We start from the raw sequence: 19125 nt of genomic DNA on the forward strand, positions 1-19125 counted from the left end.
CGACAGTAGGTGTCAGCCCTAACCGGCACCTACTGTCACTTTTATTCAAACCAGGTTGTGTTCGCGTAAGAACGCCATTAGCTTTGCTTCGTCCCAAACCTCAACACCCAGCTCCTGCGCTTTGGTTAACTTAGAACCCGCTTTTTCGCCGGCGACCAGAAAATCTGTTTTGGCCGACACACTGCCTGCCACTTTTGCGCCTGCTTGCTGAAGCAACGCTTTAACGTCGCTACGAGACATCTCGCTGAGCGTGCCTGTTACCACTGCAGTTTTACCCTGCAATACCTGTTCGTCAACGTTTGGCGCTTCTATGGCAGGCCACTGAATACCCGCTTCAATTAACCCTTTCAAGACATCCAGGTTATGTTCTTCTGCAAAGAAATTAGCAATGTGTTGGGCAACGATAATGCCTACATCAGGCACTGACTGCAATGCTTCAATATCTGCTGCCTGAATAGCATCGAGATTGGTGAAATGCATGGCCAGGTTTTGAGCTGTGGCCTCGCCGACTTCCCGTATCCCCAGAGAATATAAAAATTTCGCCAGCGTTGTCTGCTTGGATGCCTCGATAGCGTTGAGCAGGTTTACTGCTGACTTCTCACCCATACGCTCTAGTTGCACAAGTTCGGGCAAGGTAAGATGGAAAATATCAACCGGTGTTTTCAGTAAATCGGCATCCACCAGTTGTTCAATCAACTTATCTCCCAGGCCATCGATATCCATTGCTTTGCGCGATGCAAAGTGTTTCAGCGCCTGTTTTCTTTGCGCACCACAGATCAGTCCACCAGTACAGCGCGCAACCGCTTCGTCTTCCAGCTTTTCTACGTGTGAATCACAAACCGGACAGACAAGCGGAAAGACGATGTCTCTGGCGTCTTCAGGGCGCTTTGCGGCAACCACCGAAACTACCTGAGGAATCACGTCACCAGCACGGCGAATTACCACGGTATCGCCTACTTTTACGCCCAGGCGATCAATCTCGTCCTGGTTGTGCAAGGTGGCGTTCGACACCGTAACCCCGCCAACAAACACGGGCTCTAGCCTGGCTACCGGTGTAATTGCCCCTGTGCGGCCAACCTGAAATTCAACATCCAGTAGCCGGGTCATTTCTTCCTGAGCAGGAAATTTCTGTGCAATTGCCCAACGCGGCGCTCTTGCTACGAAACCCAGTTCCTCCTGCAGTGCAATGGTATCGACCTTAAACACCACGCCATCAATATCGTATGGCAAGGAATCGCGCTGTTGTAAGATATGCTCGTAATAGGCCTGGCAGCCCTTTGCACCTGTCGCGGTATCGATTTCGGGACACATGGGAAGTCCCCACTCCGCCAGTTGACGAAGGCGGGCATGGTGCGAATCTGGTAATTCAAACGTGTCGGGCGAAACAACGCCAAGTGAATATGCATAAAACATGAGCGGACGTTTAGCAGTTATGCGTGAGTCCAACTGACGCAGGCTGCCCGCGGCGGCATTGCGAGGATTCGCAAAAACCTTTAAACCAGCTTCTCGCTGTGCATTGTTCAATTTTTCGAAGCCTGCTTTGGGCATGAACACTTCGCCACGCACTTCAATGCGCTCGGGAATATCCTGCCCCCTGAGCTTCAGCGGCACATTACCAATGGTACGAACATTTGCGGTGATATTCTCACCTACCTGGCCATCACCACGCGTTGCGGCTCTTACCAGTTGACCTTGTTCATACAAAATAGACACAGCCAAACCATCTAATTTCGGCTCGCAACTGAACGGCAATGCTGAGTCGTCTTTTAAGCGGTCTTTCACACGCTTTTCGAAGGCGGTTAACTCCTCTTCACTGAACGCATTATCCAGTGACAACATCGGCACTTCATGGGTCACTTGTTCAAATGCCCCAAGCGGCTGACCACCTACTTTTTGCGTGGGTGAATCGGGCGTTATCAATGCTGGATTTTCAGCCTCAAGGGCTTTTAATTTCTGAAAAACACGATCGTACTCGCTGTCTGGCACAGTAGGATTGTCCAGTACATAGTACTGGTAGTTATATTCATTGATGGTATCGCGCAACGCTTCCATTTGCGCGCTGATGGATTGTGTATTCATGAAGCGGTCTCACTAAGCACGCTGACTGCGCGCACAAGAAAGTTAGCAGGGCTGGCTAGCCAGCCCTCGGTGTATTTAGTGTTTGGCAATCATACGCTTGCGTTCGAAATCTCGTATCTTTTCGACGTATTGCTGAATGCCTTGTTTGGTTAATACGCTGCGACGGCCGTCCAGGACCTGTGCATTAAATTCATCGGCGATTTTGCGAGCGGCATTGTGCATCATGTTAAACACCTGATGCGGGTCACCTTCTATAGGCAACAACATAAACAACGACACACCCCGGGTAGTAAAGTTTTCCAGATTGTCGATATCGAAGTTACCTGGCTTGAACATATTTGCCAGACTAAATAACACCGGGCCTTTGCCATTAGAATTTACATGGCGGTGGAAGATATCCTGATCGCCAAATTTGAAGCCCAGCGTGAGCAACATGGGCAACAAAGCTGCTCCACTTATAGGTGCATCTTCTGGTGCTCGAACGTTCAGGATCAATACTTCCTGTCCAACACTGGCGGCGTCTGCAGCCGGTTTTTCGGGTGCGGCATCGCTCGGAGGCGCTGCTTTTTGCGAATCATCAAAATCAATTTGCATCTGTTCGTCATCACCAAAATTAGGTTCCTGGCGACGTCGAATCGATTGTCGGGTTTTCTTCCGGGGTGCAGGCTTTTCAACTGGGGCTGCTTTCGGCGCTTCCACTGGTTTATCTTTCAGTGTATCGGGCGCTTCTTGTGCATCCAGGGAAAAATCAATCGTCGGCTCTTTTTCTGCCTGAGAAGGTGCCTCTGCTTTATGGGGTTCGGTGGGCGCTTCGTCTTTCAACAAAAACGACGGCGGGGCCGGAATAGCTTCACCCGCATCAGTGACAGATTCTTTTGTACTAAACTGCGGCTTAGGGTTAGACACCACAGACGCATACAGTTTTTCAGCTTCTGGCTGTTTAGCCTCAGGCTGCTTAGTTTCTGACTGAGGTGTGTTGCTCTCTTCTTCCGGGAGCAATTCAGATTTTGTTTCAACGCTTTCACCAGAAGATACATCGCTGGCTTGCGCGATGTTTTCTTCATCGTCTGAATCGTCGGTATCGGGCGTATGGCCGCTTACTACACGAACGGAGCCTATACCGTATTCATCAAATTGCTCTGTTGAATTCTCATCGTCTGCAGCGTCGTCTTCCTGCCAATCCTGAGGTTCAATACGCGGGGGCTTTTTGGCTTTATTGTTTTTACGAATATTCCATAAGCCATGTGCTAATACGCCGATGATAAAAAAACCACCAAGCAGCAACAGTGACCAACGTAATTCATCTTCCATCGATTTCTATGCCCTGTGTCATTATGCTTCTACCAATGAAACGGCCTCGTCAACGTCCACGGCAACCATGCGGGAAACCCCTGGTTCTGCCATTGTTACGCCGGTTAAATGACTGGCCATCTCCATCGCGATTTTATTATGGGTAATATAAATAAACTGTACTGATTTCGACATTTCCGAAACCAGCTTACAAAAACGCCCTACGTTTGCGTCATCCAGCGGCGCGTCCACTTCATCGAGCAGGCAAAACGGTGCCGGATTCAGTCTGAATATCGCAAATACCAATGATAAAGCGGTTAGCGCTTTTTCTCCACCGCTAAGCAGATGAATTGTACTATTTTTCTTGCCAGGTGGACGTGCCATGATGGTCACGCCGGTTTCCAGCAAATCATCGTCGGTTAATGCCAAGTATGCCGAGCCTCCACCAAACACTTTCGGAAACAGTTGTTTCAGATCGTCATTCACTTGTTCGAAGGTGTGACTAAATCGGGTACGCGTCTCGCGGTCGATCTTGCGAATAGCATTTTGCAATGTGTCCAGCGCTTCATTCAGATCGTCAAATTGTGCATCCAAATGCGCCTTTCGTTCGGCCTGGATATCGTATTCTTCTACCGCAGCGAGGTTCACTGCGCCCAGTCGACTGATGGCGGCAGTCGTTTGCTCAAGTTCAGACTGGGTGCGCTTCTCCTCTGCGTCAGCGGGTAAATTTTCAAGGATGGTTTTCAGCGTGACATCAAGTTCATTGAACTGTTCAAGTATGGCCGCACCTCTTACTCTGACACCCTCAGCTTCAATTTTCAGGCTATCCAGCTCCTGCTGCCGTTTGGCGATCATAGCGAGTTGACCTTGTTGGCCCTGCATGGCTTCTGCCAGCATCGACTCAGCGTGTTCGAGTGCGTGTTGACGCTCACTTTTCTGCTCTTCCAACTGTTCTTTGTCCGCTAGATACGCCTGCAGTTGTTCTTTTTGCTCGTTTTCCGGACTAGCCAGGGATTCCAGCTCCCGGGACAGCGCTTCTTCGCGCCGCCTGGCGTCTTGCGACTGATTGTCCAGTTGTTGCTGCTGAGCAGCCGTACTTTGTTGTTTATTCCTCAGGTCCTGCAGCTGCAAAGCCTGTTCATGCAGCACCCGGGTATACTGTTCATATTGAGCGCGCTGACTGGCCACCTGTTGTTGTAAGCTTTTCCTTTTTGATGCTAACTGCTCTTGTTCTGCGGCTTGTTCTGCTAACTGCTCTTCCAGCGTCGCTAAATTTTCATTCAACATAGCCAACTCAATGGCTTCTTCTTCGAACTGGTCTTTTTGACGTGCCAGCTCGTCGTGTAAGCGCTGCTGCTTTTGTTGCTGTTGTTGCTGCTGTTCGCCAAGCCATTGAATTTGGTGGCTACGCTGTTGCAGTGCATTTTGTTCGGCTGACAACCGGCTTTGATGTTGTTTAAGCGTTTCCTGACACTGAGCAAGGCTGGCTTCGGCTTGCGACACTTGTTCCGTTAACGCGTTGACTGTTGTCTCTGCACCGGTAATGTCTCCAGCCAACGCAGCGAGCGCTTGCGCGCGTTGTAACTGCCCTGCCTGTTCGTCTTTCTTACCCATGCGCAGCCAATCTTGTGCCAGCCATTCTCCCGACTCAGTAACAAACAGGTCAAACGACGTGTTGCCAAGCGACTCTCTGGCTGCGGTTAAATCATCGGCCACGCCAATACGATTAAACACAGCAGGGACTGCAGGGTTATCTAAAAATGCGGCAACAGAACCAGGCACTTTAATGTCAGTAAACTGCGCTTCAGTAAAATAATGAAAGCCCGGTGTAAACTCAGGCTGCGAAGCTAAGCCACTCTCCAAAGAACAGCCTTGTAAAACCTGGGCATCACCGAGCAGTGTCAACACATGTTCGATTAATGCGGCCTTGCCCCTTGCCGGCGTTAACCACTCCCAAAGTGCCACTGCCTCTTCAGGCTGCGGCTGTTGAGGACTTGACGCTTTTTGTAGGGTTTCCAGAGCGGCATGTTGAGACTGCAACCGTTGTAATTCACCTTTCGCCTCAAGTAACGCTGCATTTCTGTCAGCGAGGTGCGTTTGCGTTTCTGATACCTGAATTTCCGCTTCAAGCACGGCCTCAGTCAGGCCCTCCACCTGCATTTCAAGGTCGTGTTTCTCGGCTTCTAACTGCCGTAGACGACTCTCGAAGTCATCCTGCGTGTATTCCCTGAGTTCCTGTTCCAGTTCACCAATGCGCTGCTGTGTACGCATCTGCATTTGCAGTAGTGTTTGCACTTTACTGTGATGCGTATGCACTTGCTGTTTGTGCTGGTGGTAGGTCTGATCGGCTTGCTGAAATGCTCGCTCATGTTGTTGCAAAGCCTGCTCAGCTTCCTCTCTTGCAATGTCCAGTTGCTCGCAGGACGCTTGCTTCATTTCATATTCCGGCTCCAGCAACAACCGTTTTTCAGACAATTCCTCGTGTTGAACAGCCAACTGGGATCGGGTCTCGTCCAAGCGTGCTAGCTGCGCTTCCAATGCCGATAATTCTTGTTGAATCTGCTGTCGGCGCTGCTGATTGTGCTGAGCAGACTGCTCAAGACGGGATATGGCGGCACTTACTGTAAACAAAGACTGCTGTAATGTATCCAGTGCCAGCTTATTTTCCTGAGCGGCTACCCGGTATTTTTCAATACCGGCTTCATCACCTCGCTGTTTAGCGGTAAGTGCTTCGATATCATTTTTGACCTCCTCTTGTTGCTGTTGCAGTTTTTGTAGCTGATCATCCTGCTTTAACCATCGAATGGCGGCCAGCTCAGCTTTAAGTTGGCGTTCCTGGGTTTTGAGGGTTTTGTAGCGCCTTGCGGCGGCGGCCTGCCGTTGCAACTTGTCGAGTTGGCGACCTAATTCACTGCGAACATCTTCCAGACGTTCAAGGTTGTCCTGGGTATGGCGAATGCGGTTTTCTGTCTCGCGACGTCGCTCTTTGTATTTGGAAATCCCAGCGGCTTCCTCAATAAAAACACGCAATTCCTGAGGCTTAGATTCGATTAATCGGGAAATCATTCCCTGCTCAATAATTGCATAGCTTCGCGGGCCTAAACCGGTGCCCAGAAACAGATCGGTCACATCGCGGCGGCGACATTTACTGGCATTTAGATAATAAGTGGACACGGCGTCACGGGTAACGACGCGTTTAATTGATAATTCATTGTACTTGGCGTATTCGCCCGCGATCCTGCCACTGCTGTTGTCAAACACCAGCTCAACACTGCACTGACCTACCGCTTTACGCGCAGATGAACCGTTAAAAATGACGTCTGTCATGGCATCGCCACGCAGATTTTTCGCAGAGCTTTCGCCCAGTACCCAACGCACCGCATCAATCACATTCGATTTGCCACAGCCGTTAGGACCGACAATCGCGGTCATATCACCGGGAAACGGGATACTGGTTGGGTCAACAAACGACTTGAAGCCGGCGAGCTTTATTTTTTTCAGGCGCATAATAAACCTCCGCATCGAAACGACATCGAGCGGACAGCGGACATAGCCGAAGAATAAAGCATTCCCGGGCTAATTCTGTCGTGAGTTGAACTGTTCACGTGCGCACTGTTGAGTTGTTATTATTAGTTGAATGTAACAAAGTTCATCAACTGTAACAATTAACAATTCACTGTTATCCCTAACACTTTTATACTGATTTCTCTTGCATTATCTGGAGTTACTATGCCGCATCGAAGTGGATTTGGTTATTTTGGTTCAGGGTTTGACCTGATCACAACAAAAGGCCTGAAACGGTTTGTCTTTGTCCCGCTTTTCATCAATCTGGTGTTGTTCTCAACGGCATTTTATTTCTTACTGGGCGAAATTCAGGGCGGAATAGATTATATAACCGGGCTGATCCCGGACTGGCTGGGCTGGTTAAAAACCGCGATAAACTTCTTCGTCTGGCCGCTGGCCGTGATAAGCATTTTACTGTCGTTCGCATTGATTTTTGGCACCCTGGCAAATTGGATCGCCGCGCCATTTAACGGCCTGTTGGCTGAAAAAGTCGAGCGGCATTTAACCGGGCAAAGTCTGGGTGATGAAGGGCTAATGGCCATCGTCAAAGACTTGCCGCGTACGTTTGGCCGTGAAGTCACTAAGTTGATTTACTACTTGCCGAGGGCGCTGGGTTTTCTGTTACTGTTTTTCTTTTTACCGGTTATTGGCCAAATACTGTGGTTTTTATTTGGCGCCTGGATGATGGCCATCCAGTACTGTGACTATCCTTTCGATAACCACAAGGTCCCCTTTAAAACCATGCGCCTGCATTTGGGCGATCGCAAAAGTCTGAGTTTCTCGTTTGGCATTGCGGTGAATGTGATGGCGATGATCCCTATCATCAACTTTTTGGTAATGCCCGTTGCCATTTGTGGTGCGACCGCCATGTGGGTCAATGAATATCGGCCTACGGTGTTAAATCGGGATCAATAAGCGTCTCATCAGGCGCTGGTTCTGCTGGCAGTGGTAAAAACGCTGCCTTTTCCTGACGCACGCGCTCTAGCCAGAACGCGGCTTGTTCAGTTTGCTTTGCGCGTTGAAACGTCTGAAATAAATTCATCGACACGGTGCGCTGTACACCGGGGTCGTTTAAACGCTGTTGCCAAATACTTAAATACAGCGGCGGGATGTACTTCGCATCATGATTTTCCAGAAACGTCATACGCTCGCTGGGTTTATAGCTTGGCTGACGAATATTGTGGCAGGTTCTGGCTGGATATAACCGCACCGGGAACTCAATGGCCTGCCATTGCGCTATGTTGTCCAATGGCGCATAGGTAATTTCTCCCAGGAACACCAAGTTGGGGGCGGTTTTACGGCTACAGTATTCTCTTGCCAATCCGGCAGTAAGCGGATATTCATCGACGAACCCGACAAAGTGCGCTAATTCGTGTACAAATACGCTGTAGGTGTCGCCTACATCCAGATACATAACACCATTGTTGACATTCGCCTTACCACTTTGTGCCAAGACCATAAGGTGCGTAATATTGTTCGCCTCAACCGTTTCGGCCAGCGGCCTGATATCACAGCCCAACCTGCCCTGACCACGCCAATTAGCATCGCATCGCATTGTGTTGTCTGCTAACCACTGTGGTGTCGCCACACACAACGACAGCGATTGCAGTCGTCGGTCCCGTTTAAATTGACGAAAGATACGATCTGCCTGAACCATTTCTGCCAACCCCGTTGCCAAAGGTTGCATACGTTGACGACATTGGGCGGTCAGCCAGTTATCAGGTAAAGAAGAAGCTAATTGATTGCGCAGGGCTGAGACCGAGACGGGCTGATAACGATTTAGCACAGATAACACTTCGGCCGCTTCTTCGTGCTCATGTTCTGCTGCAAACTCGAACAACGCCTTGGCTTCTTCTTTTTCGCCATGCTGCCAGCGCAAATACGCTAACTGAAATGCGCTTTGCGGATCGGTATCGGCAGTTTGTGCCAACCAGGGCTCAGCTAACTCGGGCTGTTGATACAACAGATACCAGTCTGCCAACGCGGTTTGCGCTTCAAACAAGCCTTGCTCGGCGGCCGCTGTAAGCCAACTGGCACGATGGGAATAATCATCGCGGCTCAGGGCAAATTCATATTGGGCTTGTGCTACACCGCCCCTTGCTGCTAACCGAACCAAACGCTGGGAAATACGGGGGTTATCCTCAATGCGGGAAAGTGTTAATGCAGCAGGTGCATAGCCAAGACCAATGAGCTTTTCGAGCCAATACCCATCTTGCTTTTGCTCAGCAAAATCGTGCAGCTGCTGTTGCGCTTGTTGACTGCCCTGCTCTGACGCGATCCAAAGTAGAGACGCCGGTTCCTCAGCGTGTTGAGCATTGCTTAGCAGTTGTGTGTTTAACTGGCCGGTATCAGCCGCTATTGTCAGCGACGTAAATACAACCAGACAAGTGGCTCTAAACATGTAGCGCGTTATTCAGACACGGAATTCTGACGCAGGCGTTCCAGCTCAAGGCGTGCGTAGCGATGCTCAACGTATTCAAAAACGTTGGTACTGAGTGCGAATTTAAAATAGTTTGACGCGATACCAGGCTGTTCCTTTTCCTCGTGATACTTGCCTAAATAAAAATAGGCTTCGCACAAGCGATCGGTGAGTTCTTTCTCGCTGGTAACACCCGTTAATAATGAGTCGAGTAGCTGGGTTTCGGAGGCGGTTCCCAGAAACATGTCTACCAGTTTTGTGGCCCAGTGTTGTTCTGCCAGTTCAGCGCGCCGGTTGGCCAACTTTACTTTTGCTGTTTCAGGCGACACCTGCTTATCGGCAAAATAAGCCCAGAGTGCCCGAAAGGGATCATTGGGCGCTTTCTCGGCAAACGTGGCTAAATCTTTTACCGCAAGATCAGGACGACCGCCATAATAGAGTGCAATACCACGATTCAAAAACGCAAACTCGTATTCTGGGTCGATTTCCAACGTGGAGTCGAATGCTTCATACGCCTGACTAAACTCGCGTTGCTGAATCAGGTGTACACCCAACGAGTTATAGGCTTCTGCCATGTCGGGTTTAAAATTGATGGCGCGATTGTAATCGAATTGCGCGAGCCCGCTTAGGCCCACGCTGTCGTATAGCATACCGCGTTGAAAGTGGATTTGGGCTTTATCGCTGTCGGTGAGTTGGACATTACTTAAAATCTGCTCGAAACGGGCAATGGCCACCTGCGAACGGATGCTGACAGGTGCAGGCTCCGGCACCAGCAGGTTACCCATTTCGGTTTGTTTTGCGGTCTCAGGTATTTGCGCACAACCTGCCAGACCCATAACCAATAAAATTGCACTCAAACGACTCAGCATATGATAAATTTTTCTGTCCAATCCATTCCAGTTGTAGTTACTATAACAGAAGATACCGCAGTTAATGCACTGTCGGATCAGGAAAATAGCAAAAACAGGAAATAAAATTTGTTAGAAAAATTAAAAAGCGCGGCACTAAACGCGCAGAAGAATGCTTATGCGCCCTATTCCAAATTCAGAGTTGGCGCCGCATTAGAAGCAAACGACGGAAACGTGTATTTTGGGTGTAACGTAGAAAATGCAGCCTATCCCCTGGGGCAGTGTGCAGAGGCTACCGCTATCGGCACTATGATTGCGCAAGGCGCTTCTGCCATAAAGCAAATCGTCATAGCCAGCCCTACCGAGACTTTTTGTTATCCCTGTGGTGGATGCAGACAGAAAATTGCAGAATTTGCAGAGGCATCCACGCCTGTTGTAATGATTACGCCAGAAGGCAATAGTACTGAAACCACCGTGGGTGAATTATTACCTGAAGGTTTTACACTCACACCGCAGGATTAATTACGGTATTTGCCCTCATAAACAAGAAGATGAACAAAAAGCGGTAATTTGTATAAACCATACAATGCCGCTTTTTTTATAAGGATAATTATGATGAAACGGATTTCGCCTGCCCTGACCATTGCCATAGTGTCGCTACTTGTCACAGGTTGCCAACCCGCTGACGTTAGCCCATCCAGCGAATCAATGACTGCCGAAACAGTGATACCCGCACAGACACAGCTATTGAACGGACTGACACCGCCTGTGCGTATTATGAATCGACCGGCACAAACACAAAGTCTGGCGCAGCGGCTTGAACATCATCAGGTGCCGGGGGTTTCCATTGCCATCATGCAAAACGGTCGCATCGCCTGGACTTTGGAGCACGGTGTTAAGGATCTAACCACCGGGCAACCTGTCGACAGCGATACGGTTTTTCAGGCTGGAAGCATTTCTAAACCGACTTTTGCCGCAGTGTTAATGAAATACCGTGAAACCCATGGACTGGATTTAGACGCTGACGTAAACGGGCTGCTAACAAGCTGGCAAGTACCGGAACACCCATGGAGCGATCAAGAGCCCGTTACGTTGCGTCGCCTATTAAGTCACTCAGCTGGCACAACGGTGCATGGCTTTCCCGGTTATGCCAAAGGTGAAGCCATTCCAACTCTGGTGCAAGTGCTGGATGGAACTCCGCCTGCCAACACCGCAGCCGTTGTGGTAGATATAAAACCGGGCAGCACGATGCGCTATTCTGGCGGTGGTACCACCATTGCTCAACTTTTACTGCAGGACGTGTCTTCAGAGCCACTCACTGCGATGGCCGAGCAATTGCTGTTTTCACCACTGGGTATGACACGGTCGGGATTTACACAGCCAATTTCAGCCGAATTGGCTGCCAATATGGCGACACCTTATGATGATGCAGGCAATCCCGTAGAAGGTGGAGCTCATACCTATGCAACACTAGCGGCAGCGGGTATGTGGAGTACGCCTAGTGACTTGTTGCGTTTAGGCGCAGAAATAAGACAAAGCTATCTCACTGATGATAAGGAAAACTGGTTATCACAGGCGAGTGCAAAAGACATGCTGACATCCAATTCTCCAACCGGATCACCACCCCATGTGGGTATTGGGTATTTTTTATATAAAGAAGATAACAATCTGATCGGGTTTGCCCATGGTGGTGCCGATGCCGGGTTCATGTCGCAGTTTTATCTGGAAATCGAAACGGGTAACGGCTACGCCATCATGACCAACGGCGATAATGGCAGGCAGTTAATTCGAGAGCTGGAAATCCGCATAAAAGAAGCGTTCGAGATTGGTTATGAAGAACCCACCTACAAAACGATACCGGAAACGCCTGACAAAATAATAGCAGAATACCTTGGTACCTATCGTGTTACTTCGCCCGTAGAGGTCGATATAGTATTGAGCCCGGCTCCCGAGGGATTCCGACTAACCGCACTGCCCTACATCGATAATGAAATGCACTGGCATGAAGGCGATGGACGCTTTTTTGCCTTGGACGGCAGTACCATTCACTTCGAGCGTAATGAAGATGGACAAATAACGACGCTGGTCATGGACAACCGCATTCGCGGTACCCGGCAATAGCAAAAAGGCTGGAAGCATACCTGCAACCAGCCTTGGTACTTTTCGTTAAACTGATTTCAGTTAATCAATTTGTATGCCTACAGCAATCAAGACTTTTTCTTTGCCTGGCGGGCGTTAAACGCGGCCATTTGCTCGTCGGTAGCCGGTAACTGATGGTGCTCTTTCCATTCACTGTAAGGCATTTTATAAACTATCTCGCGAGCGGCATCATAATCAATCTCAACGCCCTCTTCTGCCGCAGCTTTGCTATACCACTTTGCCAGGCAGTTTCTGCAAAAATCCGCCAGGATCATCAAATCGATATTTTGAACGTCCTTATTGGCGTCCAAATGGTCGATCAGCGTTTGGAATACCTTTGCTTCTATGGCGTTTTGTGTCGCTTTATCCATGATTTTCTCCTACAAAAAAAGGGGCATTAAATGCCCCTTTTATTGGTAATTTACCAATTATTCGTCGTTTGACTCAGGCTTTGCTGGCTTTTCCAACAATTCCTTAATGCTCAGACGTACGCGGTTCTGACGGTCGATTTCCATCACTTTCACGTCAACCATCTGACCTTCAGACAGGTAATCAGTCACCTTGTTCACGCGCTCGTGAGCGATTTGTGAAATGTGAACCAGACCTTCTTTACCTGGTAATACTTCAACAAATGCACCGAAGTCTACGATACGAGTCACTTTACCGTTGTAGGTCTTACCTACTTCGATTTCAGCAGTAACCTGTTCGATTTTCGCAATCGCGATTTCAGCTTTAGCACGCTCAGTTGCGAAGATCTTCACGGTACCATCGTCTTCGATTTCGATGTTAGTGTCAGACTCTTCGGTGATTGAACGAATCATCGCGCCGCCTTTACCGATGACGTCACGGATCTTGTCCTGATCAATCTTCAGTGTGTAGATGCGCGGAGCAAATTCGCTCATTTCTTCGCGGTGACCGCCAAGTGCCTGGTCCATTACACCCAGAATGTGTAAGCGGGCTTCTTTTGCCTGCTTAAGGGCAATCTGCATGATTTCTTTAGTGATACCTTCAATTTTGATATCCATCTGCAGTGCCGTAATACCTTCGGTAGTACCCGCAACTTTAAAGTCCATGTCGCCTAAGTGATCTTCATCACCCAGAATGTCAGATAGCACCACGAAGTTATCGTCACTCTTAACCAGACCCATCGCGATACCCGCGACTGACGCTTTGATTGGTACACCCGCATCCATTAATGCCAGAGAGGTACCACACACAGACGCCATTGAAGATGAACCGTTTGATTCAGTGATTTCAGAAACCACACGAACAACATACGGGAATTCTTCTTCAGAAGGCATAACTGCCTGAATACCACGCTTAGCCAAACGACCGTGACCAATTTCACGACGCTTTGGCGAACCGATCATGCCAGTTTCACCCACACAGTATGGAGGGAAGTTGTAGTGCAGCATGAAGCGGCTGTCTTTCTTACCAGACAGTTCGTCAATCATCTGCGCGTCACGCTCAGTACCTAAGGTTGCAACAACCAGAGCCTGCGTTTCACCACGGGTAAATACCGCTGAACCGTGAGTACGTGGTAATACACCAGTAGACACGTTAAGCGCACGAACCATTGTTGGGTCACGGCCATCAATACGTGGCTCGCCTGCCAGAATGCGTGAACGTACCACGTCACTTTCCAGCTCGTGTAACAGGTCCAGTACTTCTTTTGGATCTTGCTCTTCATCAGCCGCCAGAATTTCAGCCGCTGCTTTTTCAGTTACCGCGGTAACTGCATCTTTACGCTCCAGCTTGTCAGAAATCTGATAAGCCGCAGTCATACCTTCAAGAGCAAGCGCTTTAATTTTGTCTTTCAGGCTGGTGTTTTCTGCAGGTGCTACCCAGTCCCACTTCGGCGTGGCAACTTCAGCGGCAAATTCGTTAACTGCAGCAATAACCGTTTGCAATTGCTCGTGACCAAACATCACGGCACCCAGCATTACGTCTTCAGACAATACACTGGCTTCTGATTCAACCATCAGTACTGCGCCTTCTGTACCAGCAACAACCAGATCCAGCTGACTGGTTTCCTGTTCACTGTTACGGGTATTAAGGATGTACTCACCGTCAGTATAACCAACACGTGCCGCACCAATTGGGCCGTTAAATGGAATACCAGAGATAGCAAGTGCCGCAGACGTACCGATCATTGAAATAATGTCAGTTGGGATTTCAGGGTTAGAAGATACAACTGTAACAACAACCTGAACTTCGTTTTTAAACCCTTCTGGGAACAGAGGGCGAATTGGGCGGTCGATAAGGCGTGCAGTCAGGGTCTCACCTTCTGAAGGGCGACCTTCACGCTTAAAGAATCCACCAGGGATCTTACCGGCAGCGTAAGTTTTTTCCTGATAGTTAACAGTCAGAGGGAAAAAGTCTTGATCGGCTTTCGCCTCTTTTTTGCCCACTACAGTTACCAGTACTGAAGTATCGTCCATGCTGGCCATTACTGCAGCGGTTGCCTGACGAGCGATTACGCCCGTTTCTAGAGTCACAGTATGTTGACCATACTGGAAAGTTTTTGTAATAGGAGTCACTATTTGTCCTTTAATTCTTTCTTTACAATTTCTTCGCTTTTAAACGCGGCGCCTAGTATAGCGGCGATACTATATCTTTACCAATAACTAATCCGTTCAATTGCAAATTTTTGCCGTTTTACGGGCTTAATTCCTCCCAGTTCAAAATATTGGTTAAATTTTCATCCATCTGTCATACTCATCTGTAATATCTGTAACCAGAAAAAGGAAGGAAAGTCAGCGATTTCAGTCCCCATCGCACGGCGATGTGCATTTTAACGCTAGCGTTCGATGTGGAGAGTAAACAGGTATTACACGGAGAATCAGTGGTCATGCTAATTTTGCGTTTAAACAAGGCCGGTGCGCCTCAAGACTGGCTAAATATCTATCAGGCAGCGCGTTATTACGCGCAAGGTAAAGTACTGTTTGAACTTGGAAGTCAGCAATATACGTTATTGGGTGGTCACAATCGCTACGGTGTACAAAGCCGATTGCAACTCAGCTCCATTATCGCCTGTGATGGCAAAGTGGTCACGCATGGCAAAATTGCCCTGACTAACCGATATTTGTTTCGGCGCGATAATCAATTGTGCTTGTACTGTGGAAATCGATTTCGTTCGGGTCAGCTGACCCGCGACCATATTATTCCGCGTTCCCGTGGGGGGAAGAATGAGTGGACGAATGTGGCTACTGCTTGTTCAAGATGCAACCATCAAAAAGGGGCGCGAACGCCCGAAGAAGCCAATATGCCATTGTTAGCTGTCCCCTTCAGGCCAAATTTGTACGAACGCTTTTATTTGATGAACCGGCGCATACTAGCCGATCAAATGGACTTTTTAAGCCATCATTTCAGCGACCAGCGCAATTGGCTTTAGCCTGGCATTATCGGTGCCGCCAGGCCGCCCTCTTTTTGTTGCCGCTTGATTTCTTCAAACCATAAACGAGTCCAGTCAGCCCGGATTTTCTGTTCCAGTTTGAACGCTTCATCAGAGGGGCAAAACAAGCCAATCTTGACGACTATTTTTGCCAGGTGATTGGTTTCAATATCAATTTCCGGGTCAATACTGATAAACCCGGCGTCCAGATTACGTTCAATTAAACTTTTGTACCGCTCAGCCACGTCTCTGAAATGTGCGCAATGCTCAGTAACCAGGGTTTCGAATGGTTCCAGCAATACATAGGGGTCAGCAAACGGCTCATTGGTGATTTCGAAGCTGTGCAGCCGGTATCTTCGCAGGAAATTCAGGTTTTTAACCACCTGATTCATCAGTTGGTTATTGGGCACGTATACGTGTTTACCGGTGTAATTATACGTGTCAGGATCGACTTCCAACAGCGTGGTTTTCGCCCAATCCAGTTCAACCACCTCGCCCACCTGCGTGCCCAGTTGAACCCAGTTCCCGACTCGGAAAGGGCGGGTTGTCATGTAATAGACAAACCCAATGAAGCACTGAATAAGCTCTCGTGTGGCAAAGACGATCGCTACCATAAAAGCAGCAATTGACAGTGCCAGACTCTGCACTTCATTGGCCCACAAGGTAAGCAACAATACCAACAACAATGCATTACCTAATTGGTCAATGGTATTGATTGAATGGCGCTTATCCTCGCCCCGGCGTTTACTCTGACGGCGCAGGACTTTGATAAGCATTTTTTTGACAGCCATGAAAATGACCACCAAAAACAATGATGTCAGGAGCTTATGGGATTGAGTAAATGCCAGGAAGAGCGACCACCCGTACTCAACAGTTTCGTTCACGTTAGTTTGCCTCTATAACGAAAAAAATCACCGTGACTGAGCACGGTGACTTTAAAAATCAAATTGTAACCGACTCACCAGCGGTAATCATCTGGTTTATCGACGAAATTCGTTATTACGCAGTCTGCGTCGTTATTATGGCTTATTCGCGAACCTGACCTGTGCCGGAGACCACATATTTTTCTGTTGTCAGTGACTCCAGTCCCATCGGGCCATAGGCATGCAACTTGGTGGTTGCAATACCGATTTCAGCACCCAAGCCTAACTGACTGCCGTCGTTGAAGCGCGAAGACGCGTTTACCATTACCGCAGAAGCATCTACTGCTCGCTGAAACAATCGGGCGGTCTCGGCGTTTTGCGTACAAATCACCTCTGTGTGGTGGCTACCAAACTGATCAATGTGCGCTAAGGCCTGATTAAAATCGTCGACAACGCGAATAGCGATTTCTGGCCCTAAGTACTCTTCGCCGAATGCATCATCTGCAATGACATCAGCCTCGCTAAAATACGCTGCGCCCGCCTGATTGACGTGCACGGTTACGCCTTTTTCCTGACACATGGCGCTAACCTGAGGCAGAAAATCACCGGCTACGGCCTGATGCACGACCAGACCTTCCAATGCATTACACACACCGGTGCGCTGGGTTTTACCATTAACCAGCAAGTCCATGGCCATCGTTAATTCGGCGTCTTTGTCGACGTACAAATGACACACTCCTTTGAAGTGCTGGATGACCGGCACTTTACTGTTGTCAGTGACATAACGGATTAACCCTTCACCACCGCGTGGAATAATCACGTCGATAGTCTCTGTTTGTTCCATTAACTCCTGCATTAAACCGCGATCAGGATCTGGAATTACGCTGATTAACGCTTCTGGCAACTGGTGCTTACGTAATACTTCCTGTAACAAGCCGGCAATAGCCAGGCTCGTGTTCAACGCCTCTTTACCACCGCGTAAAATAACCCCGTTTCCAGATTTAAAGCACAATGCACCCGCGTCGGCAGTTACATTCGGACGGGCTTCGTAAATCATACATACCACGCCAAGCGGCACACGCATTTTTTGAATCTTAAGCCCGTTAGGACGGTCAGTGATATGGCGTTCCTTTCCAACCGGGTCGTCCAGAGAAATAATCGTCTCAATACCCTGTGCCATGTCTTCGATACGCGCTGGCGTCAGGGTCAGTCGATCCTGCATAGCCTCATCGAGACCTGCGGCTTTACCCGCTGCCACTTCAGCGGCATTCACTTCAATAATGTGCTCTGCGGCCCCGCGGATAGCGGCAGCCATATCAGCCAGAACATTATTCTTTGTTTGTTCATCAAGCACTGCCAGCACTTTAGCGGCGCGCGAAGTGTCATTTGCAATGTTTGTAATTAAGCTCATTTGTTCTCCAATACTGCTATATGCTGTTCTGAAATAATCGGACCGGTTTTCTCCTCAAATTCAGAGGCAAACTCCTGATTGTCCTGATTGGCAATAAAGTTCAGTAAACAGCTACTGTAATTCGATTTTGCTTTCGCGAGTTTGGTGCCGTCTTCGCGGCGCACAAGGATGGTATCACCTACTGAAAACTCGCCTTTTACATCAATGATTTCTTTGCTCGTCAAAGCATCAACATTGTCGTCAAGAGAATCAGTAAAGTCCTCGTTTATTACCACCTCACCCTGGGCATTCGAGGTATGTGTCATCCAATGTATATTCTCTTTCATTGGTTTTTCATGCGCCTGGAAGTGGGTGCCCGGATTTTTTCCGTCTAACAATAGATTAAACGATAACTCGGTAAAGCCATTAATAATAAATGTATCTATACCATGCGAAACCGCTTTTTCAGCTGCTTCGATTTTGGTTTTCATACCGCCAGTGCCGACGCCATCTTCAGCAGCACCTCCTGCCATAGCATAGATGTCTGCATTGATGTTATCTACCCACGACAGCAGCTTTGCATCATCGTGCTTGTGCGGATTTTTGTCGTAAAGCCCGTCTACATCAGAGCATATTATCAGTGCATCTGCATCTGCACACGCAGCGACCATAGCTGAGAGGTTATCGTTATCACCGACTTTCAGTTTGTCTGTGGTGACGGTGTCGTTTTCGTTAATGATCGGCAACACACCATGCTCCAGCAGACTAAACGTCGTATCCCGAATGCTGACATAGCGCTCACGATCGCGTAAATCAGCGTGGGTTAATAATATTTGCGCCGAGGGAAAATCAAATAACTTATCCCACGTTGCCATCATCTCAGTTTGACCGGCAGCGGCCATGGCTTTTTTAACAGCAATGTCTTTTTTGCTCTGTTCCGGAAAAATATGTGCCCCCGCCGCAACAGATCCAGAGGATACCAACACCACCTGAATACCTTGGGCGCGACAACGCACGATGAACTGAGCAATACTCAATAGATAATGACTGCTACATCCCTGACGGTTAGGCGCAATTAATGCACTGCCTACCTTTACGACAATTCGTTTCCAATTTGAACGACTCATTGTTTTCATAAA

At 48.6% G+C, this 19125-nt stretch carries 14 protein-coding genes; 4 read left to right on the plus strand and 10 right to left on the minus strand.

The window, feature by feature from the left end:
- Positions 1-45: 45 nt before the first annotated feature.
- The 3 genes from ligA to BUB81_RS08475 form a co-directional block, all read right to left on the minus strand.
- The gene (ligA, locus tag BUB81_RS08465; protein WP_073321390.1) at positions 46-2079 is read right to left on the minus strand and encodes an NAD-dependent DNA ligase LigA; all 2034 of its coding nucleotides are present in this window, start codon (positions 2077-2079) and stop codon (positions 46-48) included.
- Positions 2080-2154: 75 nt separating this feature from the next.
- Positions 2155-3390, minus strand: coding sequence for a cell division protein ZipA (zipA, locus tag BUB81_RS08470; protein WP_073321393.1), 1236 nt, complete (start codon positions 3388-3390; stop codon positions 2155-2157).
- Positions 3391-3411: 21 nt separating this feature from the next.
- Positions 3412-6876, minus strand: coding sequence for a chromosome segregation protein SMC (locus BUB81_RS08475; RefSeq protein ID WP_073321396.1), 3465 nt, complete (start codon positions 6874-6876; stop codon positions 3412-3414).
- Between the two features lie 222 nt (positions 6877-7098).
- On the opposite strand from BUB81_RS08475, the gene cysZ reads away from it, so the two are divergent.
- Entirely contained in the window at positions 7099-7848 is a 750-nt protein-coding gene (cysZ, locus tag BUB81_RS08480; protein WP_073321399.1) for a sulfate transporter CysZ, read from the plus strand.
- On the opposite strand, the gene BUB81_RS08485 is transcribed toward cysZ, so the two are convergent.
- Positions 7823-9334, minus strand: coding sequence for a tetratricopeptide repeat protein (locus BUB81_RS08485; protein WP_073321402.1), 1512 nt, complete (start codon positions 9332-9334; stop codon positions 7823-7825). The genes cysZ and BUB81_RS08485 overlap by 26 nt on opposite strands.
- 8 nt (positions 9335-9342) lie before the next feature.
- On the minus strand, positions 9343-10221 hold the full coding sequence (gene nlpI / locus BUB81_RS08490; RefSeq protein ID WP_073321404.1) for a lipoprotein NlpI: 879 nt from the start codon (positions 10219-10221) through the stop codon (positions 9343-9345).
- Positions 10222-10329: 108 nt separating this feature from the next.
- On the opposite strand from nlpI, the gene cdd reads away from it, so the two are divergent.
- Both cdd and BUB81_RS08500 read left to right on the plus strand, forming a co-directional pair.
- Positions 10330-10722: a cytidine deaminase gene (gene cdd, locus BUB81_RS08495; protein WP_073321407.1), complete on the plus strand. Its 393-nt coding sequence runs from the start codon at positions 10330-10332 to the stop codon at positions 10720-10722.
- A gap of 90 nt (positions 10723-10812) precedes the next feature.
- Positions 10813-12321: a serine hydrolase domain-containing protein gene (locus BUB81_RS08500; protein ID WP_245819143.1), complete on the plus strand. Its 1509-nt coding sequence runs from the start codon at positions 10813-10815 to the stop codon at positions 12319-12321.
- Positions 12322-12407: 86 nt separating this feature from the next.
- Here the strand turns inward: BUB81_RS08500 and BUB81_RS08505 are convergent, their stop codons facing one another.
- Complete coding sequence (locus tag BUB81_RS08505; protein ID WP_073321413.1) at positions 12408-12710, minus strand: DUF1244 domain-containing protein; 303 nt, start codon at positions 12708-12710, stop codon at positions 12408-12410.
- A 57-nt stretch (positions 12711-12767) separates the two neighbouring features.
- Positions 12768-14879 (minus strand): polyribonucleotide nucleotidyltransferase, encoded by a 2112-nt coding sequence (pnp, locus tag BUB81_RS08510; protein ID WP_073321416.1) that lies wholly within the window; start codon positions 14877-14879, stop codon positions 12768-12770.
- A 311-nt stretch (positions 14880-15190) separates the two neighbouring features.
- Here pnp and BUB81_RS08515 point away from each other — a divergent pair, with 311 nt between their 5' ends.
- Positions 15191-15733: an HNH endonuclease gene (locus BUB81_RS08515; RefSeq protein WP_073322758.1), complete on the plus strand. Its 543-nt coding sequence runs from the start codon at positions 15191-15193 to the stop codon at positions 15731-15733.
- Here the strand turns inward: BUB81_RS08515 and BUB81_RS08520 are convergent.
- The 3 genes from BUB81_RS08520 to proB form a co-directional block, all read right to left on the minus strand.
- Positions 15730-16524, minus strand: a complete 795-nt coding sequence (locus BUB81_RS08520) for a mechanosensitive ion channel family protein (protein WP_084526468.1) — start codon at positions 16522-16524, stop codon at positions 15730-15732. The two genes, BUB81_RS08515 and BUB81_RS08520, sit on opposite strands and share 4 nt — an antisense overlap.
- 235 nt (positions 16525-16759) lie before the next feature.
- Positions 16760-18007 carry a glutamate-5-semialdehyde dehydrogenase gene (locus BUB81_RS08525; protein WP_073321442.1) on the minus strand — a complete coding sequence of 416 codons (1248 nt, stop codon included), beginning with the start codon at positions 18005-18007 and terminating at the stop codon, positions 16760-16762.
- The gene (gene proB / locus BUB81_RS08530) at positions 18004-19113 is read right to left on the minus strand and encodes a glutamate 5-kinase (RefSeq protein ID WP_073321445.1); all 1110 of its coding nucleotides are present in this window, start codon (positions 19111-19113) and stop codon (positions 18004-18006) included. The genes BUB81_RS08525 and proB overlap by 4 nt, the downstream gene beginning before the upstream one ends.
- Between the last annotated feature and the right edge of the window lie 12 nt (positions 19114-19125).

The sequence above is a fragment of the Marisediminitalea aggregata genome (genome assembly GCF_900129565.1).
GTDB classification, from domain to species: domain Bacteria; phylum Pseudomonadota; class Gammaproteobacteria; order Enterobacterales; family Alteromonadaceae; genus Alteromonas; species Alteromonas aggregata.